The sequence below is a fragment of the Citrobacter sp. RHBSTW-00671 genome (assembly GCF_014103415.1).
Classification (GTDB): Bacteria; Pseudomonadota; Gammaproteobacteria; order Enterobacterales; family Enterobacteriaceae; genus Citrobacter.
In genome coordinates, this window is the sequence record NZ_JABXPR010000001.1 from 129,102 (window position 1) to 146,816 (window position 17,715).

16 protein-coding genes are annotated in these 17,715 nt (G+C 53.1%); 6 read left to right on the forward strand and 10 right to left on the reverse strand.

Features of this window, described 5'->3' with window-relative positions; translation table 11 throughout:
* Positions 1-45 precede the first annotated feature (45 nt).
* Both HV261_RS00645 and actP read left to right on the forward strand, forming a co-directional pair.
* A complete protein-coding gene (locus HV261_RS00645; RefSeq protein WP_006688274.1) occupies positions 46-360 on the forward strand; it encodes a DUF485 domain-containing protein in 315 nt (104 codons plus the stop codon).
* Complete coding sequence (actP, locus tag HV261_RS00650; protein WP_043018092.1) at positions 357-2,006, forward strand: cation/acetate symporter ActP; 1,650 nt, start codon at positions 357-359, stop codon at positions 2,004-2,006. The genes HV261_RS00645 and actP overlap by 4 nt, the downstream gene beginning before the upstream one ends.
* Before the next feature lie 45 nt (positions 2,007-2,051).
* On the opposite strand, the gene HV261_RS00655 is transcribed toward actP, so the two are convergent.
* Positions 2,052-2,741, reverse strand: a complete 690-nt coding sequence (locus HV261_RS00655; protein ID WP_137381170.1) for an LrgB family protein — start codon at positions 2,739-2,741, stop codon at positions 2,052-2,054.
* Positions 2,734-3,144: a CidA/LrgA family protein gene (locus HV261_RS00660; RefSeq protein ID WP_137381171.1), complete on the reverse strand. Its 411-nt coding sequence runs from the start codon at positions 3,142-3,144 to the stop codon at positions 2,734-2,736. Before HV261_RS00660 ends, HV261_RS00655 begins: the two co-directional genes overlap by 8 nt.
* 101 nt (positions 3,145-3,245) lie before the next feature.
* Between HV261_RS00660 and HV261_RS00665 the strand changes: the two genes are divergently transcribed.
* Positions 3,246-4,136 carry a LysR family transcriptional regulator gene (locus HV261_RS00665; RefSeq protein WP_005132605.1) on the forward strand — a complete coding sequence of 297 codons (891 nt, stop codon included), beginning with the start codon at positions 3,246-3,248 and terminating at the stop codon, positions 4,134-4,136.
* Between the two features lie 89 nt (positions 4,137-4,225).
* On the opposite strand, the gene HV261_RS00670 is transcribed toward HV261_RS00665, so the two are convergent.
* The 3 genes from HV261_RS00670 to soxR form a co-directional block, all read right to left on the reverse strand.
* On the reverse strand, positions 4,226-5,872 hold the full coding sequence (locus HV261_RS00670; protein WP_040229801.1) for a Na+/H+ antiporter: 1,647 nt from the start codon (positions 5,870-5,872) through the stop codon (positions 4,226-4,228).
* Between the two features lie 157 nt (positions 5,873-6,029).
* Positions 6,030-7,379, reverse strand: coding sequence for a guanine/hypoxanthine transporter GhxP (gene ghxP / locus HV261_RS00675; RefSeq protein ID WP_137381172.1), 1,350 nt, complete (start codon positions 7,377-7,379; stop codon positions 6,030-6,032).
* A 599-nt stretch (positions 7,380-7,978) separates the two neighbouring features.
* Positions 7,979-8,437 carry a redox-sensitive transcriptional activator SoxR gene (gene soxR, locus HV261_RS00680; protein WP_003826630.1) on the reverse strand — a complete coding sequence of 153 codons (459 nt, stop codon included), beginning with the start codon at positions 8,435-8,437 and terminating at the stop codon, positions 7,979-7,981.
* 86 nt (positions 8,438-8,523) lie between these two features.
* Here soxR and soxS point away from each other — a divergent pair, with 86 nt between their 5' ends.
* On the forward strand, positions 8,524-8,847 hold the full coding sequence (gene soxS, locus HV261_RS00685; protein ID WP_005132611.1) for a superoxide response transcriptional regulator SoxS: 324 nt from the start codon (positions 8,524-8,526) through the stop codon (positions 8,845-8,847).
* Positions 8,848-8,849: 2 nt separating this feature from the next.
* Here the strand turns inward: soxS and pdeC are convergent, their stop codons facing one another.
* A complete protein-coding gene (gene pdeC / locus HV261_RS00690; protein ID WP_202037165.1) occupies positions 8,850-10,436 on the reverse strand; it encodes a cyclic di-3',5'-guanosine monophosphate phosphodiesterase PdeC in 1,587 nt (528 codons plus the stop codon).
* A 551-nt stretch (positions 10,437-10,987) separates the two neighbouring features.
* On the opposite strand from pdeC, the gene HV261_RS00695 reads away from it, so the two are divergent.
* Positions 10,988-11,269 (forward strand): YjcB family protein, encoded by a 282-nt coding sequence (locus tag HV261_RS00695; RefSeq protein WP_048213921.1) that lies wholly within the window; start codon positions 10,988-10,990, stop codon positions 11,267-11,269.
* Between the two features lie 66 nt (positions 11,270-11,335).
* Here the strand turns inward: HV261_RS00695 and ssb1 are convergent, their stop codons facing one another.
* Positions 11,336-11,860: a single-stranded DNA-binding protein SSB1 gene (gene ssb1, locus HV261_RS00700; RefSeq protein WP_202037166.1), complete on the reverse strand. Its 525-nt coding sequence runs from the start codon at positions 11,858-11,860 to the stop codon at positions 11,336-11,338.
* Positions 11,861-12,111: 251 nt separating this feature from the next.
* Here ssb1 and uvrA point away from each other — a divergent pair, with 251 nt between their 5' ends.
* On the forward strand, positions 12,112-14,934 hold the full coding sequence (gene uvrA / locus HV261_RS00705) for an excinuclease ABC subunit UvrA (RefSeq protein ID WP_202037167.1): 2,823 nt from the start codon (positions 12,112-12,114) through the stop codon (positions 14,932-14,934).
* Positions 14,935-15,018: 84 nt separating this feature from the next.
* Here the strand turns inward: uvrA and HV261_RS00710 are convergent, their stop codons facing one another.
* The 3 genes from HV261_RS00710 to tyrB form a co-directional block, all read right to left on the reverse strand.
* Positions 15,019-15,375 (reverse strand): MmcQ/YjbR family DNA-binding protein, encoded by a 357-nt coding sequence (locus HV261_RS00710; RefSeq protein WP_006688292.1) that lies wholly within the window; start codon positions 15,373-15,375, stop codon positions 15,019-15,021.
* A 127-nt stretch (positions 15,376-15,502) separates the two neighbouring features.
* Positions 15,503-16,216 carry an acid phosphatase AphA gene (gene aphA, locus HV261_RS00715; protein ID WP_202037168.1) on the reverse strand — a complete coding sequence of 238 codons (714 nt, stop codon included), beginning with the start codon at positions 16,214-16,216 and terminating at the stop codon, positions 15,503-15,505.
* 217 nt (positions 16,217-16,433) lie between these two features.
* Positions 16,434-17,627 carry an aromatic amino acid transaminase gene (tyrB, locus tag HV261_RS00720; RefSeq protein ID WP_202037169.1) on the reverse strand — a complete coding sequence of 398 codons (1,194 nt, stop codon included), beginning with the start codon at positions 17,625-17,627 and terminating at the stop codon, positions 16,434-16,436.
* Positions 17,628-17,715: the final 88 nt, after the last annotated feature.

Consider the following 17,715-nt stretch of genomic DNA (forward strand, 5'->3'; position numbering starts at 1 on the left):
TGCCTGCTGCGCGAAAGACGAAGGGGACCTCTGGAGAGCTCTGTGATGAATGACAATATTTATCAGCGGATAGAAGACAGTGCGCGTTTCAGGGAGTTAGTTGAAAAACGGCAACGGTTTGCCACCATTCTGTCCATCATCATGCTGGCAGTATATATCAGTTTTATTTTACTGATTGCTTTTGCACCTGGCTGGCTGGGTACCCCACTGCATGCGGGAACCAGCGTCACCCGAGGTATCCCGATTGGCGTCGGCGTGATCCTTATTTCCTTTATCCTGACCGGGATCTATATCTGGCGGGCAAATGGTGAATTCGATCGCCTGAACAATGCGGTTTTGCACGAGGTTAAAGCATCATGAAGAGAGTCCTGACGGCGCTTGCCGCCACGCTGCCCTTCGCCGCAAACGCGGCGGATGCTATTAGTGGTGCAGTCCAACGCCAGCCAACCAACTGGCAGGCGATTGTTATGTTCCTGATTTTCGTCATCTTTACGCTCGGCATTACCTACTGGGCGTCTAAGCGCGTACGTTCGCGGAATGACTACTACACCGCTGGCGGTAACATCACTGGTTTCCAGAACGGGCTGGCGATTGCGGGCGACTATATGTCGGCGGCATCGTTCCTCGGGATTTCCGCGCTGGTGTTTACCTCGGGTTATGACGGGCTGATCTATTCACTCGGCTTCCTCGTCGGCTGGCCGATCATTCTGTTCCTGATTGCTGAACGTCTGCGTAACCTCGGTCGCTACACCTTTGCCGACGTGGCCTCTTATCGCCTGAAGCAAGGCCCCATCCGTATTCTGTCGGCCTGTGGTTCACTGGTGGTGGTCGCACTGTATCTGATCGCCCAGATGGTCGGCGCAGGTAAACTAATTGAGCTGCTGTTTGGTCTGAACTATCACATCGCTGTCGTACTGGTTGGCGTGCTGATGATGATGTACGTGCTGTTCGGCGGCATGCTGGCAACCACCTGGGTACAGATTATCAAAGCTGTATTGCTGCTGTTCGGCGCCAGCTTTATGGCCTTTATGGTGATGAAGCACGTCGGCTTCAGCTTCAACAATCTGTTCACTGAAGCAATGGCGGTACACCCGAAAGGCTCCGCAATCATGAGCCCGGGCGGGCTGGTTAAAGATCCGATATCCGCGCTGTCGTTAGGCCTCGGTCTGATGTTCGGTACGGCAGGCTTGCCGCACATCCTGATGCGCTTCTTCACGGTCAGCGATGCCCGCGAAGCGCGTAAGAGCGTGTTCTATGCGACCGGTTTTATGGGTTATTTCTATATCCTGACCTTTATCATCGGCTTTGGTGCCATCATGCTGGTAGGGGCTAATCCGGCGTACAAAGACGCTGCAGGTGCGTTGATCGGTGGTAACAACATGGCGGCGGTGCATCTGGCTAACGCGGTGGGCGGTAATCTGTTCCTCGGCTTTATCTCAGCAGTAGCCTTTGCCACTATCCTGGCGGTAGTTGCAGGCCTGACGCTGGCGGGCGCATCGGCGGTGTCGCACGATCTGTACGCCAACGTATTCCGTAAAGGCGCGACCGAACGTGAAGAGCTGAGAGTCTCGAAAATCACCGTACTGGTGTTGGGCGTGATTGCTATTCTGCTCGGCGTGCTGTTTGAGAACCAGAACATCGCCTTCATGGTAGGCCTGGCGTTTGCTATCGCGGCCAGCTGCAACTTCCCCATCATTCTGCTCTCCATGTACTGGTCAAGACTGACCACGCGTGGCGCGATGCTGGGCGGCTGGTTAGGTCTGCTGACGGCGGTGGTGCTGATGATTCTTGGCCCGACGATTTGGGTCCAGATCCTCGGTCACGAAAAAGCCATTTTCCCGTATGAATATCCGGCGCTGTTCTCGATAAGCGTTGCGTTCCTCGGGATTTGGTTTTTCTCTGCCACGGATAACTCAGAAGAAGGCAATCGCGAACGCGAGCAGTTCCGTGCTCAGTTCATCCGTTCCCAGACCGGGTACGGCGTAGAACAAGGCCGCGCGCATTAATCTCACTTATCCTCCGGCTTTCGGGCCGGGGGATATCACCGAACCTCAGAACATCACTCTCGCCACTAGCGGCGCTACCAGCACCATCACCACACCGGACAGCATCATCACCAAGCTAGCCACTACGCCTTCCTGCTGACCAAGCTCATACGAGCGAGCCGTACCTGCACCGTGCGATGCTGCGCCAAACCCTGCCCCTTTGGCCATACCTTCACGGATGGAAAGCCGTAAAAACAACACATCGCCGACCGCCATACCGAATACACCGGTCACCACCACAAACAACGCCACCAGATCTGGCTGCCCACCCAAGGGTTCTGCCGCTGCCAGCGCAAAAGGCGTGGTGACGGAACGCACCGCCAGGCTACGTTGGATCTCATCAGGCAGCATAAACAGACGCGCCAGCCACACGGAACTGGTGACAGCCACCAGCGTTGCCGTGATCACCCCCGCCGTCAACGACATCCAGTGACGCTTAATCACCGCGAGGTTATCGTAAACCGGAACTGCGAAGGCAATGGTCGCGGGACCTAATAGCCACAGCAGCCAGTGCGATTCACCGATATAGTTCTGCCAGGAGATATGTCCGAAGACCAGCATCAGCACCAGTAACGCTGGCGTGAGAACCAGCGGCATCAGCGGCAATTTGCGAAAACGGCGATACAGACGCTTGTTGGCAAAATAGATCCCCAGCGTAATCACCAGACACAGCACGCTTAGCTGGAAGTTACTCACGGGTTAACCTGCTCATTTCATAGCGATACACTTTATCCACAACCCACGCGGTTGCGCCGAGAACCATCAGCGTGCTTATCGCAATGACGGCAAAAATACGCCAGCCATCAACCAACAGCAGTTGCGTATAGTTGACGACGGCCACCACCGCTGGAACAAAAAACAGCAGCATTTCAGCCAGTAACCAGCGGGCACCGGCGCGTATCCAGCTCAGCGGGATAATCCGACAGACAATCAGCGCCAACATCAGCACCATCCCAACCAGATTGGCGGGAAGCGGTAAATGCAGCCAGGAGACAAGATATTGAGCAAATACAAATAAACCTGCGTACAACAGTACCTGGACAGGTATCTGGAGTCGGTGAATGACAGCAGGCGTCACGCGGCTTATCGCCACAGCCATGAGGGTATGTCCTTAAAAAATAGAGAGCGCTAGTATAGAGAGCCCCCGTCGAGGACTGAAATGAATTAAACTCATTGCAGGCATAGTCTTAAGGAATAATCATGGATATCAGAACGCTGCGATATTTTGTTGAGGTGGTGCGTCAGCAGAGCTTTACCCGCGCAGCGGAGAAGCTTTTCGTCACCCAGCCCACCATCAGCAAAATGTTGAAGAACCTTGAAGACGAGCTGAACTGCACGCTGTTAATCCGCGACGGACGACGGCTGTTGCTGACCGATACCGGACAGGTTGTTTTTGAGCGCGGTCTGGCGATTTTGGCCGAGTTTCGCCAGCTTGAAGCCGAACTTAGCGACATTAACCATCTGAACAAAGGGCTATTGCGCCTTGGTATCCCGCCAATGGTCGGTATGTTGATGGCAGGTCCCATCAGCCTGTTTCGCCAGCGTTATCCCGGCGTTGAGCTTAAAATATCGGAGTTTGGTGGCTTAACCGTCCAGCAGGCAGTCATGAGCGGTGATTTGGATGTCGCCATGACGGCCCTTCCGGTCGAGGAAGAGAGTGGACTGGCAACTTTGCCGCTTTTCAGCCATCCGCTCTGCGTGCTGGTCCCGCGCTCGGGCCAGTGGACAACCTGCGAATCCATTTCCCCCGAGGCGCTGGCGGAACACCCATTGCTTATCTACAACGAAGATTTCGCCCTGAGCCGTCAGTTACTGGAACTGTTTAACCAGCACGATGTAAAACCCCGCATCGCGGTACGTAGCGGGCAGTGGGATTTTCTGGCGGCCATGGTGCAAGCCGGGGTCGGTATCGCCATTTTACCGGAGCCAATTTGCCAACGGCTGGACAAACAGACGCTGCGCTGGATCCCGCTGGAGAGCGATTTACGCTGGCAACTGGGCATGATTTGGCGCGAAGGTGTGTATCTGTCTCACAGTGCTCAGGCGTGGCTGACATGCTGCGAAGGGTTTTGGCTAACGCAAGAATCGTAAGTGCCGGATGCGGCTTAACGCCTTATCCGGCCTACATCGGTAGGCCGGTCTTGTAGGCCTGATAAGCGTAGCGCATCAGGCATAACCGTTTATTGATTTTCGATCAGCAACGCTTCCAGCAAGTCCAGATCGTGCAGCAGTTTTTGCAGCGTTTCATTGCTGATTTCGCGCGTGGCGCGCAGGTGATAAAGCTCTGCTCGTTCTGAACGCAATGCCGCAAGGCGGAAACGTCGCTCGAGGTTCTCTTCCTGTAATGAGCTTTCCACATCGTTACGTCCATCAACGCGACGACGCAGGTTACCGATTACACGAGAGCTCACTTCGGTCAGCAGTTGATTATCAATATTCTCTTCGCTGTCCGCCGCCAGACGCTCTTCCATTTTCTGGATAGCGACAATCGCAACTTCCGCCGTCGCAGCTCGGGCTATCCGCTCTTCTTTCAGTTGCTGCGAGTGATCCGCCACTTCCAGGTGTTGCAGCAGAATCGGTAGCATCACCACACCGACAAACAGCGAGAACAGGATCACGCCCGCGGCAAGGAATACTAACTCGTAGCGCGCCGGGAAGCCGCTACCATCCGGCAACAGCAGCGGGATGGAGAGCACACCGGCAAGCGTAATCGCCCCGCGAACCCCCGCAAAGGAGGCGATCAGGATTTCACGCGTTGTCCAGGAGCCAAACTCCATCGGCTTTTTCTTCAGGAAGCGCAGACTGAATTTTTTCATCGTCCACAGCCAGCCAAAACGCACCAGCATCAGCGCCACATAAATCAGCACGATATCGGTAAACAGCATCCAGGTTTCAACGTTCGGATCGGCTTCTGCCGCCACCAGCGAAGACTCCAGAATCCCCGGTAATTGCAGCCCTAACAGCAGGAAGACCATGCCGTTAAAGACGAACTCCAGCATTGCCCAGGTGCTGTTAGCACGTAAGCGCATTGCCAATGGCGCACGACGCATTACGCCTGAACGGGTGATCGTCATCCCGGCGGCGACCGCCGCGAGGATCCCAGAAACACCGATGTGTTCGGCAATCAGATAAGAAGCAAACGGCAGCAGGAACAGCAGAACGATTTGCGTTGCCGGCTCATCACCGCCCCAGCGGCTAAGAAAGCGCAGGGAGCGTCCATATAACCAGCTGACGACAAAACCCGCCAGGATGCCGCCAATTGCTACCTTGAAGAACTCAACCGTCGCACCGCCGACGGTAAACACCATCGTTCCCATTGCCACGGCCACAGCAAATTTCAGCGATACCAGGCCAGACGCATCGTTCATCAACGCTTCGCCCTGCAGGATGCCCATGATTTTCTTCGGTATACGCCCCTCACCGACAATGCCAGAAAGGGCAACGGCATCGGTTGGCGACAGCACTGCGGCCAGCGCAAAAGCGGGGATCAGCGGAATCCCCGGCACCAGCCAATAAATCATAAAACCAATGCCGACCACCGTAACCAATACAAGCGCCAGTGCCAGACCGAAGATCTCTCGTCCATGCTCCAGGAACTCCCGCGTTGGCGTCTTCCAGCCATCGGCAAACAGCAACGGCGGGATGAACAGAACCAAAAACAGTTCAGGGTCAAATTCCACATGCAAACCAAACGTCGGCCACGCCAGCAACGCGCCGATGGCGATCTGCATAAGGGGTAAAGGGAGTTGGAAGGGCAATACGCGAGTAAATACCCCCGACAGCGAGACCACAAGGGTCATGATGAGTATGGTAAAAAAGATTTCCATGCGTTCCCTGTTTGCGATGTTTCTTATGATTAGTGATGAGAGGCGTCGTGCCTCAATTCTATCTACTCGAGAGTAACGCAAAAGACAACGAGTGTGTTCTGAAAATAAAAACGGGCGGCAAAAGCCACCCGTTTTCAGGATCAAGAGCGTATCGGGATTAAATAGCCCAACCGCCCGCATAGAATGCTACCAGCGCCACAGCAATCACCACCGTTCCGATATTCAGTTTGCGCCATTCGCCGGAAACAATACGGCCAATAACCAGAGTGGCAAAACCGATCATAATACCGGTAACGATATTACAGGTCAGCACGATAAAGACGGCGGTAATCAGGCCCGCCATCGCATCGACGAAGTCGGTAAAATCGATTTTCGCCACGTTGCTCAGCATCAGCAGACCAACATACATCAGGGCCGGTGCCGTTGCGTAAGCAGGAACAAGGTATGAGAGCGGGGAAAGGAACAGGATCAGCAGGAACAGAACACCTACGGTGATCGCCGTCAGACCGGTTTTCCCCCCTGCCGCGGTACCCGCTGCAGATTCAATGTAAACCGCCGCCGGAGCTGCCCCTACCAGACCAGAGAACACGCTGCTCAGGGAGTCCGTCGTTAACGCTTTGCCGCCATCGATAATCTGACCGTCTTTATCCAGCAGATTCGCCTGACCCGCAACCGCGCGGATGGTTCCGGTCGCATCAAAGACCGCAGTCATAACCAGCGCCAGCACGCTCGGCAGAACGACAGGGTTCAGCGCCCCCATAATGTCCAGGCTGCCAATCAGAGAGTTACCTTCAGCATCACTCAGAGAAGGCATGGCGAAGATACCGGAAAAATGCACTGCGGGGTCGAAAATCAGGCCAACGACGGAAATACCAATAATGGTCAGCAGGATGCCACCCGGTACTTTCAGTTTTTCGAGGCCAATAATCACCGCCAGACCAATCAGCGACATAATGACCGGGAAGGTATCGAAGTCACCCAGCGCAACCGGCAGGCCATCCAGCGGGTTCTTAATGACCAGACCAACACCGTTTGCCGCAATCAGCAGCAGGAACAGGCCGATACCAATACCGGTACCATGCGCAACGCCCTGTGGCAGATTGCGCAGGATCCAGCTACGAATACCTGTCGCGGAAATGATGGTAAACAGAACACCCATCAGGAACACCGCGCCCAGCGCAACAGGCACGCTAATATGCTGCCCCAGCACCAGACTGAATGCGGTAAACGCCGTTAACGAAATGGCGCAACCAATCGCCAGCGGCAGGTTTGCCCACAGGCCCATCACAATAGAGCCGACACCGGCTACCAGGCAGGTTGCCACAAATACAGCGGCTGGCGGGAAACCGGCTTTACCCAGCATACCCGGAACCACGATAACAGAGTAGACCATCGCCAGAAACGTCGTTAATCCGGCAACGACTTCCTGTCGAACGGTACTGCCACGGTGCGAAATTTTAAACCAGGCGTCGAGTGAACCGCCGGTACGCGCTGAAGGCGTAGACATAGAAAACATCCCCTGAGAGTTTATTTTTCGTCATTATGCGTGCTGGACAATCCACTGCCTGCTTAACGTTTTCTCCCTGTGCCAGGTTTGCGTCAATAGGGGTGTCGCAAAAAAGCAAACGTTTAGCTCCGCGCATAAAAAACGGGTGGTAAAAAAAAGCAAACGATTATCTAGCGATCATGTACCGGTTTTCAACTGAACTTTGCCGCTTTTTACTCATTTCTTCTTATAACGCACAAGAAATAGCCAGTCGATGCGCAAACGTTATCGTCAATGCGCAATCTGGCAACAAATTTCGCGCAGTTATTACAACCCCGGCGGTAATCCTTTACGTTCACTCGCGCAAAAAAATGGATGAAGATGCGGAAAATTTTTCGGCTAAAAAACCATCAATTGACTGGTAAATAGACGGGGGTGGCATACACTTACCTTATCAACACAAGCCGGAACCTCCCCTAATGTGCTCGACTGAGGGGTGTTGATGTCGGGGGAAACCCTCCCGTGAACCAGCGGGATAGAGTGAAAGACAAAGACCGGAACCAAACTAAAGCGCCCTCTGTGGCGCTTTAGTTTTATACCCGTCACATATTTCAAACCCATCAATCATCTTCCAGCAGGCGCGCCCCGGTTCCCTGCTCGCCAAGCTGGTCGCCAGGGTTACGCAACGGGCAATCACTACGCGACAAACAGCCGCAGCCAATGCATCCATCCAGTTCATCACGCAACGCCACCAGGGTATGAATACGCCGGTCCAGTTCTTCACGCCATTGCGACGAGAGCTGTTTCCACTCTTTGGCGCTGAGCGAATGTCCTTCGGGTAGTACCCCTAGCGCGTCGCCAATCGTCGCCAACGGTATACCGATACGCTGGGCAATCTTGATAATCGCGACATAACGCAACACATCACGTTTGTATCGACGCTGATTACCGCTGTTGCGCATGCTGCTGATTAGCCCTTTGCTTTCATAGAAGTGCAGAGTTGATACCGCGACACCGCTACGTTTTGCGACTTCACCTGGCGTGAGCAGCGCTTTTATCCGGGGTAATTTCTTTTCCATAAATCGCTTTACCTCAAGTTAACTTGAGGAATTATACTCGCCCACAGACAAAACGACGAATCGAATACTGAGAAAGAGGCAGCCCTATGTCCCATCAGCAGATAATTCAGACCCTTATTGAATGGATTGATGAACATATCGATCAACCGCTGAACATTGAGGCGGTGGCGAAAAAATCAGGTTACTCGAAGTGGTATTTACAGAGGATGTTCCGCACGGTGATGCGTCAGACGTTGGGTGACTATATCCGCCAGCGCCGACTTTTGTTGGCCGCCGTGGAACTACGGACGACCGAACGACCTATTTTCGATATCGCGATGGATCTCGGTTATGTGTCGCAACAAACGTTCTCACGCGTGTTCCGCCGCGAGTTTGATCGTACTCCCAGCGACTACCGTCATCGCCTGTAGGATTATTGCCCGCTCTGCGTCAGTATGGCGGGCGAGCGCTGTAGCCAGTGCATAAACTCCTGCGGCGGTAACGCTTTCGCAAAATACCATCCCTGACAATACTGAACGCCGCGTTCAAGCAGCCATTCAATTTGATCTGCCGTTTCCACCCCTTCAGCAATGGTCTTCAGATGTAAGCTTTGCGCCATCTCGATGATATGTTCGGCAATCAGGTGGCTGGTACTGTTGGTCGCCAGCGTACTAATAAAAGATTTATCAATCTTCAGGATATCCACGTTCAGTGCCGCCAGATTGTGCAGATTGGAATATCCCGTCCCAAAATCATCAAATGCCACTTCATAACCTGCCTGACGGAATGCCTGGATTACCGGGGTCATTTTATGCACATCAATAAATCCACGTTCCGTCACTTCGACTTTAATTTGCTGAGCAGCCACTGAGTAATCACGCGCTTTCTCAGCGATCAGGGCAATCAGTCGGGATGAATGGAAGTCAGAAGCTGAGAGGTTAATTGAGATATAAATCTGGGGATGCGCAGAAAGAAAATACCCTAAATCATTGAACAATTCTTCGACCACGTAATCCGTGATCCTTTCAATCATGCCTTCTTTTTCAGCCAGCGGAATAAATTCCGTCGGGCTCATGACCTCACCTTTGCAACCTGGCCAGCGCATCAGCGCCTCGGCCCCCACACATTGACCATTCTTGATATCGATGATCGGCTGGTAGTGCAGACGTAGCTGGCGCTTTTCCAGTGCACGTCTTAACAAACGACGAGGGGAATGGTACTGCTGGCGCGTACGCCACCACATCAACAGCATCAGAATACTGCAGATCACCCCAAAGGGGATCGTGAGTGCGGCTTCGTGATAGAAATTCTGATGGACGCGATCGTGGGTAGTCGAAACAATAATCGCGATTGGCCGCTTCTCAGAACGAACGATGGTATAGAACCGATCGTCCAGTTGGAAGGTAGAGGTTTTACCGCGCACCAGCGGCAGAAATTGCTTAACATGCGCCTGATTGCTGGCAGAGAAGAAAGTATCCGTTATCGTGTCATAGACGCCCCACAATAGGCCTGGATCATCTGACATGACTTCGCTGTAAGATAATGGGTTAATGACAGCGACGTAGTTTCCTCTTTGCATATACGTCATGTTGTAGCCAGAGAAGAAAGGCGTATCGCGATAGTAATAGATCGAAACGTCCGGCGTACGTTTATAGTCAGCGGTTGGCATAATATAGGGAACTGACGGCGCCATCGACGTAGAGCACAAAAAATGATCAGCTTGTGCATAAATTAGCTCGCTGATATATAAACGCCCGCGAATAATATTCAGCATGCTTTTCTGATGGGCAGGGGTACACATCCTGCCCTGATACAGTTGAGCCATATCACGCGCTAAATCGGCTTGCTGGATCACCAGTTCCGTTTTATTTAACACCAGTTGAGCAAAAGAGCGGAGTTGAGTGCGGGTTTCGGACATCGCCCGGATATGAGCAAACCATAGCGCCAGCACCACGGGGAGCAATACCACCGTGAGCGTGCCGAGGAGCTTCAGCATCTTGCTATGCGCACTGAGATTCATGTCAGCCCTATTTCCCTGTTTCGTATATGCCAGTACCCATCAAGGCAGGATGCTATAAACACCAGCTGGTTAAGTTGCATGAATCTATCAACATTATCAACAGACGTCTCTATGTAAAAGTCTGATAATAGTGGATGATGATATTATTTTCCCGTAAGGCAAACTTAAAGTTACGCTTATTTTGCAACATCATTATCAAGAAGGAGTAATGTTTTACACGCGTTATACTGACGGCACGTATAAAATACATTAACTTTTTTAACGATTAATTTCGGATAAAGAAAACAAGCAACATGAATGCATCTTACATAACGCATAATTAATTATTCGTTTATGAATCAAGATAACCATACAATTGACATGGATAAAGGCCGGCAAAAATAACGTCAGATACTGGTGAACAAACGAGCAATTGTGATATAGTTCACAGAAATAATGTAACAGAAACATTGTTTCATTCATGTTATTGCCCGTCGATAGCCAGAGTACCACACCCTCTGTGAACCACCCCGCGCTGTCCTGGGCATCAAGACTTTCTGAGGACGTTTTTCATGGCAACAATAACAACTGGCGTGGTTCTTCTGCGGTGGCAATTGCTCAGCGCAGTACTGATGTTTTTAGCCAGTACGCTCAATATTCGTTTTCGTAAATCAGATTATGTTGGACTGGCCGTTATCAGTAGCGGTTTAGGGCTTGTTTTTGCCTGCTGGTTTGCAACCGGATTACTCGGTATCACCCTGGTAGATGTATCCACTATCTGGAATAACATCGAATCCGTGATGCTCGACGTGATGAGCCATACTCCGCCAGACTGGCCGATGGTGTTGAACTGATAGCAGAAAGGAATGGGGTTACCCCGACACTGGGGCAACCCTGGTTAACGAAATAAAGCAGAGGGATTAGAACGGAATATCGTCGTCGAAGTCCATCGGCGGTTCGTTAGACGGTGCTGCCGGAGCGGATTGCTGCGGGCGAGACTGTGCGCCACCGCTAAACTGGTTGCCGCCCTGTGGCTGCTGAGGCTGACCCCAACCACCCTGCTGCTGACCACCACCTGCCGCCGCGCCGCCGCCCTGACGACCACCCAGCATTTGCATGGTGCCGCCAACGTTAACCACGACTTCAGTGGTGTATTTTTCTACGCCGGATTGATCGGTCCATTTGCGAGTACGCAGCTGGCCTTCAATATAGACCTGAGAACCTTTACGCAGATATTCGCTGGCCACTTCCGCCAGTTTGCCGAACAGCACCACACGGTGCCACTCAGTCTGCTCTTTCATTTCGCCGGTCGCTTTATCACGCCAGGATTCGGAAGTAGCCAGCGTAATGTTGGCAACTGCGCCACCATTCGGCATATAGCGTACTTCCGGGTCCTGGCCCAGATTACCGACGAGAATCACCTTGTTTACGCCTCTGCTGGCCATGATCGTGTCTCCTGAAAAACGTTACTGAATAAGTGTAAGCGCGGGATTGTAGCATTTCCAATAGCGCTTTTACTACGTTGCGAAGTTGATTCCAGTAAACAACCTCAGCCAGACATTGTTGCACAGGCGCCTGTGTTTTGCATTCCAATACTGTATATCCATTCAGGTTAGGTTGTGTCATAATTAACCGTTTGTGATCGCCGGTAGCACCATGCAGCCAGGCAAAAAAGCGTTTAATCCGGGAAAGATGAATGGATAAGATCGAAGTTCGGGGCGCCCGCACCCATAATCTCAAAAACATCAACCTCGTCATCCCGCGCGACAAGCTGATTGTCGTCACCGGGCTTTCGGGCTCAGGCAAATCTTCGCTCGCTTTCGACACCTTGTATGCCGAAGGGCAGCGTCGTTACGTTGAATCCCTTTCCGCGTACGCACGTCAGTTTCTGTCGCTGATGGAAAAACCGGACGTCGACCACATTGAGGGGCTTTCTCCCGCCATCTCAATCGAGCAAAAATCGACGTCGCATAACCCGCGATCCACGGTTGGGACCATTACCGAAATTCACGATTATCTGCGCCTGCTGTATGCCCGCGTTGGCGAGCCACGCTGCCCGGATCACGACGTGCCACTGGCGGCGCAAACGGTCAGCCAGATGGTAGATAACGTCCTGTCGCAGCCGGAAGGCAAGCGCCTGATGCTGCTGGCGCCGGTCATTAAAGAACGTAAAGGTGAGCACACCAAAACGCTGGAAAACCTGGCAGGCCAGGGCTATATCCGCGCGCGTATCGACGGTGAAGTGTGCGACCTGTCCGATCCGCCTAAGCTTGAGCTGCAAAAGAAACACACTATCGAAGTGGTGATTGACCGCTTCAAGGTACGTGACGATCTCACCCAGCGGCTGGCCGAATCGTTTGAGACCGCGCTGGAGCTTTCCGGTGGTACGGCAGTGGTCGCTGATATGGATGACCCGAAAGCGGAAGAGCTGCTGTTCTCCGCCAACTTCGCCTGCCCTATTTGTGGCTATAGCATGCGTGAGCTGGAGCCACGGTTGTTCTCATTCAACAACCCGGCTGGCGCGTGTCCAACCTGCGATGGTCTTGGCGTACAGCAGTACTTCGACCCGGACCGCGTGATCCAAAACCCGGAACTGTCGCTGGCAGGCGGGGCGATTCGCGGCTGGGATCGCCGTAACTTCTATTACTTCCAGATGCTTAAGTCTCTGGCTGAGCACTATCAATTCGATGTAGAAGCCCCGTGGGCCAGCCTGAATCCTGCGGTTCACAAAGTGGTGCTATACGGTTCCGGCAAAGAGAATATCGAATTCAAATACATGAACGATCGCGGCGATACATCCGTACGTCGCCACCCGTTTGAAGGTGTATTGCACAATATGGAACGTCGCTATAAAGAGACGGAATCCAGTGCAGTCCGCGAAGAGTTAGCCAAGTTTATCAGCAACAGACCGTGCGCCAGCTGTGACGGAACCCGTCTACGCCGGGAAGCGCGTCACGTGTTTGTCGAGAATACGCCATTGCCTGCGATTTCCGACATGAGCATCGGCCATGCAATGGACTTCTTCAACAACCTGAAACTTGCCGGTCAACGGGCGAAGATTGCCGAGAAAATCCTCAAAGAGATCGGCGACCGCCTTAAGTTCCTGGTCAACGTCGGCCTGAACTACCTGACGCTGTCCCGTTCAGCAGAAACGCTCTCCGGTGGCGAAGCACAACGTATTCGTCTGGCAAGCCAGATTGGCGCTGGTCTGGTCGGCGTGATGTACGTGCTGGATGAACCGTCAATCGGTTTGCATCAGCGCGATAACGAACGTCTGCTCGGGACGCTTATCCATCTGCGCAATCTGGGTAACACCGTGATTGTGGTTGAGCACGATGAGGATGCCATTCGCGCCGCCGACCACGTTATCGACATTGGCCCAGGTGCAGGCGTTCACGGTGGTCAGGTTGTGGCCGAAGGGACGCTGGAAGACATCATGGCCGTACCGGAATCGTTAACCGGCCAGTACATGAGCGGTAAGCGTAAGATTGAAGTGCCAAAACAACGTGTTGCGGCTGACCCGGAAAAAGTGCTGAAGCTGACCGGCGCACGCGGCAACAACCTGAAAGATGTCACTCTGACGCTGCCGGTGGGTCTGTTTACCTGTATTACCGGCGTGTCCGGTTCGGGTAAATCGACGCTGATTAACGACACCTTGTTCCCGATTGCCCAAACCCAGCTTAACGGCGCCACGCTGGCAGAGCCCGCGCCATACCGGGATATCCAGGGGCTGGAACATTTCGACAAAGTGATCGACATTGACCAAAGCCCGATTGGTCGTACACCGCGTTCCAACCCGGCAACCTACACCGGCGTGTTTACGCCAGTGCGCGAACTGTTTGCCGGCGTACCGGAATCCCGTGCGCGTGGTTACACGCCAGGTCGTTTCAGCTTTAACGTTCGCGGCGGACGCTGCGAGGCCTGCCAGGGTGACGGCGTGATCAAAGTCGAAATGCACTTCCTGCCGGATATCTACGTGCCGTGCGACCAGTGCAAAGGCAAGCGCTATAACCGCGAAACGCTGGAAATTAAGTACAAAGGCAAGACCATCCACGAAGTGCTGGATATGACGATTGAAGAAGCACGCGAGTTCTTCGATGCTGTTCCTGCGCTGGCGCGTAAGCTGCAAACGCTGATGGACGTTGGCTTGACGTACATTCGACTGGGCCAGTCTGCGACCACGCTTTCTGGCGGTGAAGCCCAGCGCGTGAAGCTGGCGCGTGAGCTGTCAAAACGCGGCACCGGACAGACGCTGTATATTCTTGATGAGCCCACAACCGGGCTACATTTTGCCGATATTCAGCAACTGCTTGACGTGCTGCATCAGCTCCGCGATCAGGGCAACACCATCGTGGTGATTGAGCACAATCTGGACGTGATTAAAACAGCCGACTGGATTGTCGACCTCGGTCCGGAAGGCGGCAGCGGCGGCGGGGAAATTCTCGTCTCCGGCACACCAGAAACGGTTGCTGAGTGTGAAACCTCACACACGGCCCGCTTCCTCAAACCGCTGCTGTAATAGCGCCGCACTTATCAGGCCTACAGTATAGAAATCAAGCTTGTAGGCCCGATAAGGCGCTTGCGCCGCATCCGGCGAAACGGATCAGGGCTGCGCCAGTATCCGGCGTTTATCTTCCGGCAGCGTGTTCACCGCCTGCTGATAAGAGGCATCGACCAGATAATAAATTTGCGAATCCGGCAACGAGCCGTCCAGATACACCGTACTCCAGTGGGCTTTGTTCAGATGCCGGCTTGGCCGGACATCACTATGCTGCTGACGTAACAACTCCGCCAGTTCGGGGCTGGTTTTCAGAGAGACCGCAGGGCGCTCTTCCACCTCTTTTACCATGGCAAAGAGCACATCTTCGACTTTGATTTGTGTGGCTTTCCAGTCACTGTGCACGCTCTGCTCCGCGCCTGTTTTCGCCATGCAGTATTGCAGCAACTCCGAATTCGTCATTTTTATTCCCCTTACCAGCAAATCGCCTAATGAGAACATCATTTATTCAGTGTGCAGCAAGTCCGCAAAAGGTAAAAGCCGGTAACGTAAATTTGTTTAAAAAATCATCAATCCGCATTCAGTGACCTCAGTACTCTGAGTTTACGATCACCTCTTCGCCAAACCCTCCGGCCTGTGGCAGCGGCTTATAGGTAGAGTTAGAGGCGCGCAGAATACGAATCCCGCGGATACCGACATCGCGGGCGGCGGTGATGTCATTATCGGAGTCGCCGTAGAACATGCGGATATTTTTTTCCTGCAACCACTGCGTTTTAGTGTTCTGCCCTGGCTTGTCACCAGCAAAAATAACCGGGTTCATATTTGCAGACGGGATGTGGAAGTTATCAGCCAGCGTTTTAGAGACCGTTTCGGTCTTCGTCGGGCTGCGTCCGGTCACGAAAAAGATACTGTCTCCACGACGCACGTGCATATCAATCAGCTGGCGCGCCACTTCTTTCGGAATGCTGAATTCATCCCAACCGTTGTTCATTTTCTCCCAAAAGGCTGGATTTTTCAGGTAATCCTCGCTGTCCGGGGAGTACGTTTTTTTACCGCGCCAGAAGCCCGGACTGGAAAAGAGAACCGTATCATCGATATCAAAGCCAACGGCCATCGGCGGGCGGCCCGTCAGACTATTTTCAATTTGTGCAACAGAGACCCAGTGAATGGGGGCCTGCTCAGCAAGTTTTGCAACGTTAGTACCTGGATTGAGCTGAGAAGGAGAAGAAACGAGTGCCTGGGCAGGCTGATTCAACGTGAACAATAAACAAACGGCACTCAGTGCCAACGTAAACTTGCGCATATTTTTCCCTAAGTAGTCAGTTAGTTATGATTTTTTATTTAACAACTGGTCAAAAAACTATCTGACCTTACCCCCTGAGGGAAGGGAAAGGAAGGATTTTCTCTGGTTTTGTTACAGAAAAAGAGGACGATCACACAGGAAAACGTGCCTGATGGCGCTGTGCTTATCAGGCCTTGGTAGGCCGGATAAGGCATGTACGCCGCCATCCGGCACCTAATTACATGACTGCGGCAAATGCCTTCGCCACACGCTGAACGTTAGTGTGGTTCAACCCGGCGACGCACATACGTCCGCTGGCTATCAGGTAAACACCAAACTCATCACGCAGGCGGTCAACCTGAGCCGCGCTCAGCCCGGTATAGCTGAACATTCCACGCTGTTGCAGCAGGTAGTCGAAATTACGGCCCGGAATCTCAGCGTTCAGCACGTTGACCAGTTCCTGACGCATCGCCAGAATGCGGGTACGCATTACCTCAACTTCCGCCAGCCAGCTGGCTTTCAGCTCTTCATCACCCAGTACCGCGGCAACGACCTGTGCGCCAAAGTTTGGCGGGCTGGAGTAGTTACGACGAACCGTCGCTTTTAGCTGCCCCAGAACACGACTGGCGGCATCTGCGTCTTCACACACCACAGAAAGCCCGCCGACACGCTCGCCGTACAACGAGAAAATCTTCGAGAATGAGTTGCTCACCAGAGCAGGCAATCCGGCGCTGGCAATGGCGCGGATGGCGTACGCATCATCTTCCATTCCGCCGCCAAAACCCTGGTAGGCAATGTCGAGGAACGGGATCAGGTCGCGCGCTTTCAGGATCTCAATAACCGCATCCCACTGCGCGGGAGTTAAATCCGCACCCGTCGGGTTATGGCAGCACGGATGCAGCAGCACAATGCTACGCGCCGGTAAGGTACTCAATGTTGCCAGCAGATCGTTGAAACGGACGCCATTAGTCGCGTCGTCATACCATGGGTAAGTACTTACTTCGAAACCCGCCCCTTCAAAAATCGCGATATGGTTTTCCCACGTCGGATCGCTGACCCATACGCCAGAATCAGGGAAGTAACGTTTCAGGAAGTCCGCTCCCACTTTTAACGCACCAGACCCCCCCAGCGTCTGAATCGTTGCCACGCGCTGTTGCTGGAGTACCGGATGCTGCGCCCCAAACAGGAGCGGCGCAATGGTATGGCGATACGTGTTCAGGCCTTCCATCGGCAGATACAGCGAAGCGCCATGCGGCTTCGCATTGAGACGAGCTTCCGCTTCTGCAACGGCTTTAAGCTGAGGAATAATCCCATCTTCGTTGTAATACAGACCAATGCTGAGGTTCACTTTGTCGCTACGTGAATCCTCTTTAAAGCGCTCCATGAGCGATAAAATCGGGTCGCCAGCGTAGGCGTCAACTTTTTGAAACACGTGCGGTTCTCCAGGTTTACAGGCAGTGGGATAAGAACACAATAAACCGGAAGCGGAAGAAGATCGAGAGGATGTTGCAGTCGGTGAG

Bases quoted from the DNA above. Each gene is read 5' to 3' on its own strand.
- HV261_RS00670 (WP_040229801.1), bottom strand. From the start codon at position 5,872: ATGGAAATCTTTTTTACCATACTCATCATGACCCTTGTGGTCTCGCTG.
- pdeC (WP_202037165.1), bottom strand. From the start codon at position 10,436: ATGAATCTCAGTGCGCATAGCAAGATGCTGAAGCTCCTCGGCACGCTC.
- actP (WP_043018092.1), top strand. From the start codon at position 357: ATGAAGAGAGTCCTGACGGCGCTTGCCGCCACGCTGCCCTTCGCCGCA.
- soxR (WP_003826630.1), bottom strand. From the start codon at position 8,437: ATGGAAAAGAAATTACCCCGGATAAAAGCGCTGCTCACGCCAGGTGAA.
- HV261_RS00660 (WP_137381171.1), bottom strand. From the start codon at position 3,144: ATGGCTGTGGCGATAAGCCGCGTGACGCCTGCTGTCATTCACCGACTC.
- HV261_RS00695 (WP_048213921.1), top strand. From the start codon at position 10,988: ATGGCAACAATAACAACTGGCGTGGTTCTTCTGCGGTGGCAATTGCTC.
- aphA (WP_202037168.1), bottom strand. From the start codon at position 16,216: ATGCGCAAGTTTACGTTGGCACTGAGTGCCGTTTGTTTATTGTTCACG.
- HV261_RS00710 (WP_006688292.1), bottom strand. From the start codon at position 15,375: ATGACGAATTCGGAGTTGCTGCAATACTGCATGGCGAAAACAGGCGCG.
- HV261_RS00665 (WP_005132605.1), top strand. From the start codon at position 3,246: ATGGATATCAGAACGCTGCGATATTTTGTTGAGGTGGTGCGTCAGCAG.
- soxS (WP_005132611.1), top strand. From the start codon at position 8,524: ATGTCCCATCAGCAGATAATTCAGACCCTTATTGAATGGATTGATGAA.
- uvrA (WP_202037167.1), top strand. From the start codon at position 12,112: ATGGATAAGATCGAAGTTCGGGGCGCCCGCACCCATAATCTCAAAAAC.
- HV261_RS00645 (WP_006688274.1), top strand. From the start codon at position 46: ATGAATGACAATATTTATCAGCGGATAGAAGACAGTGCGCGTTTCAGG.
- ssb1 (WP_202037166.1), bottom strand. From the start codon at position 11,860: ATGGCCAGCAGAGGCGTAAACAAGGTGATTCTCGTCGGTAATCTGGGC.
- ghxP (WP_137381172.1), bottom strand. From the start codon at position 7,379: ATGTCTACGCCTTCAGCGCGTACCGGCGGTTCACTCGACGCCTGGTTT.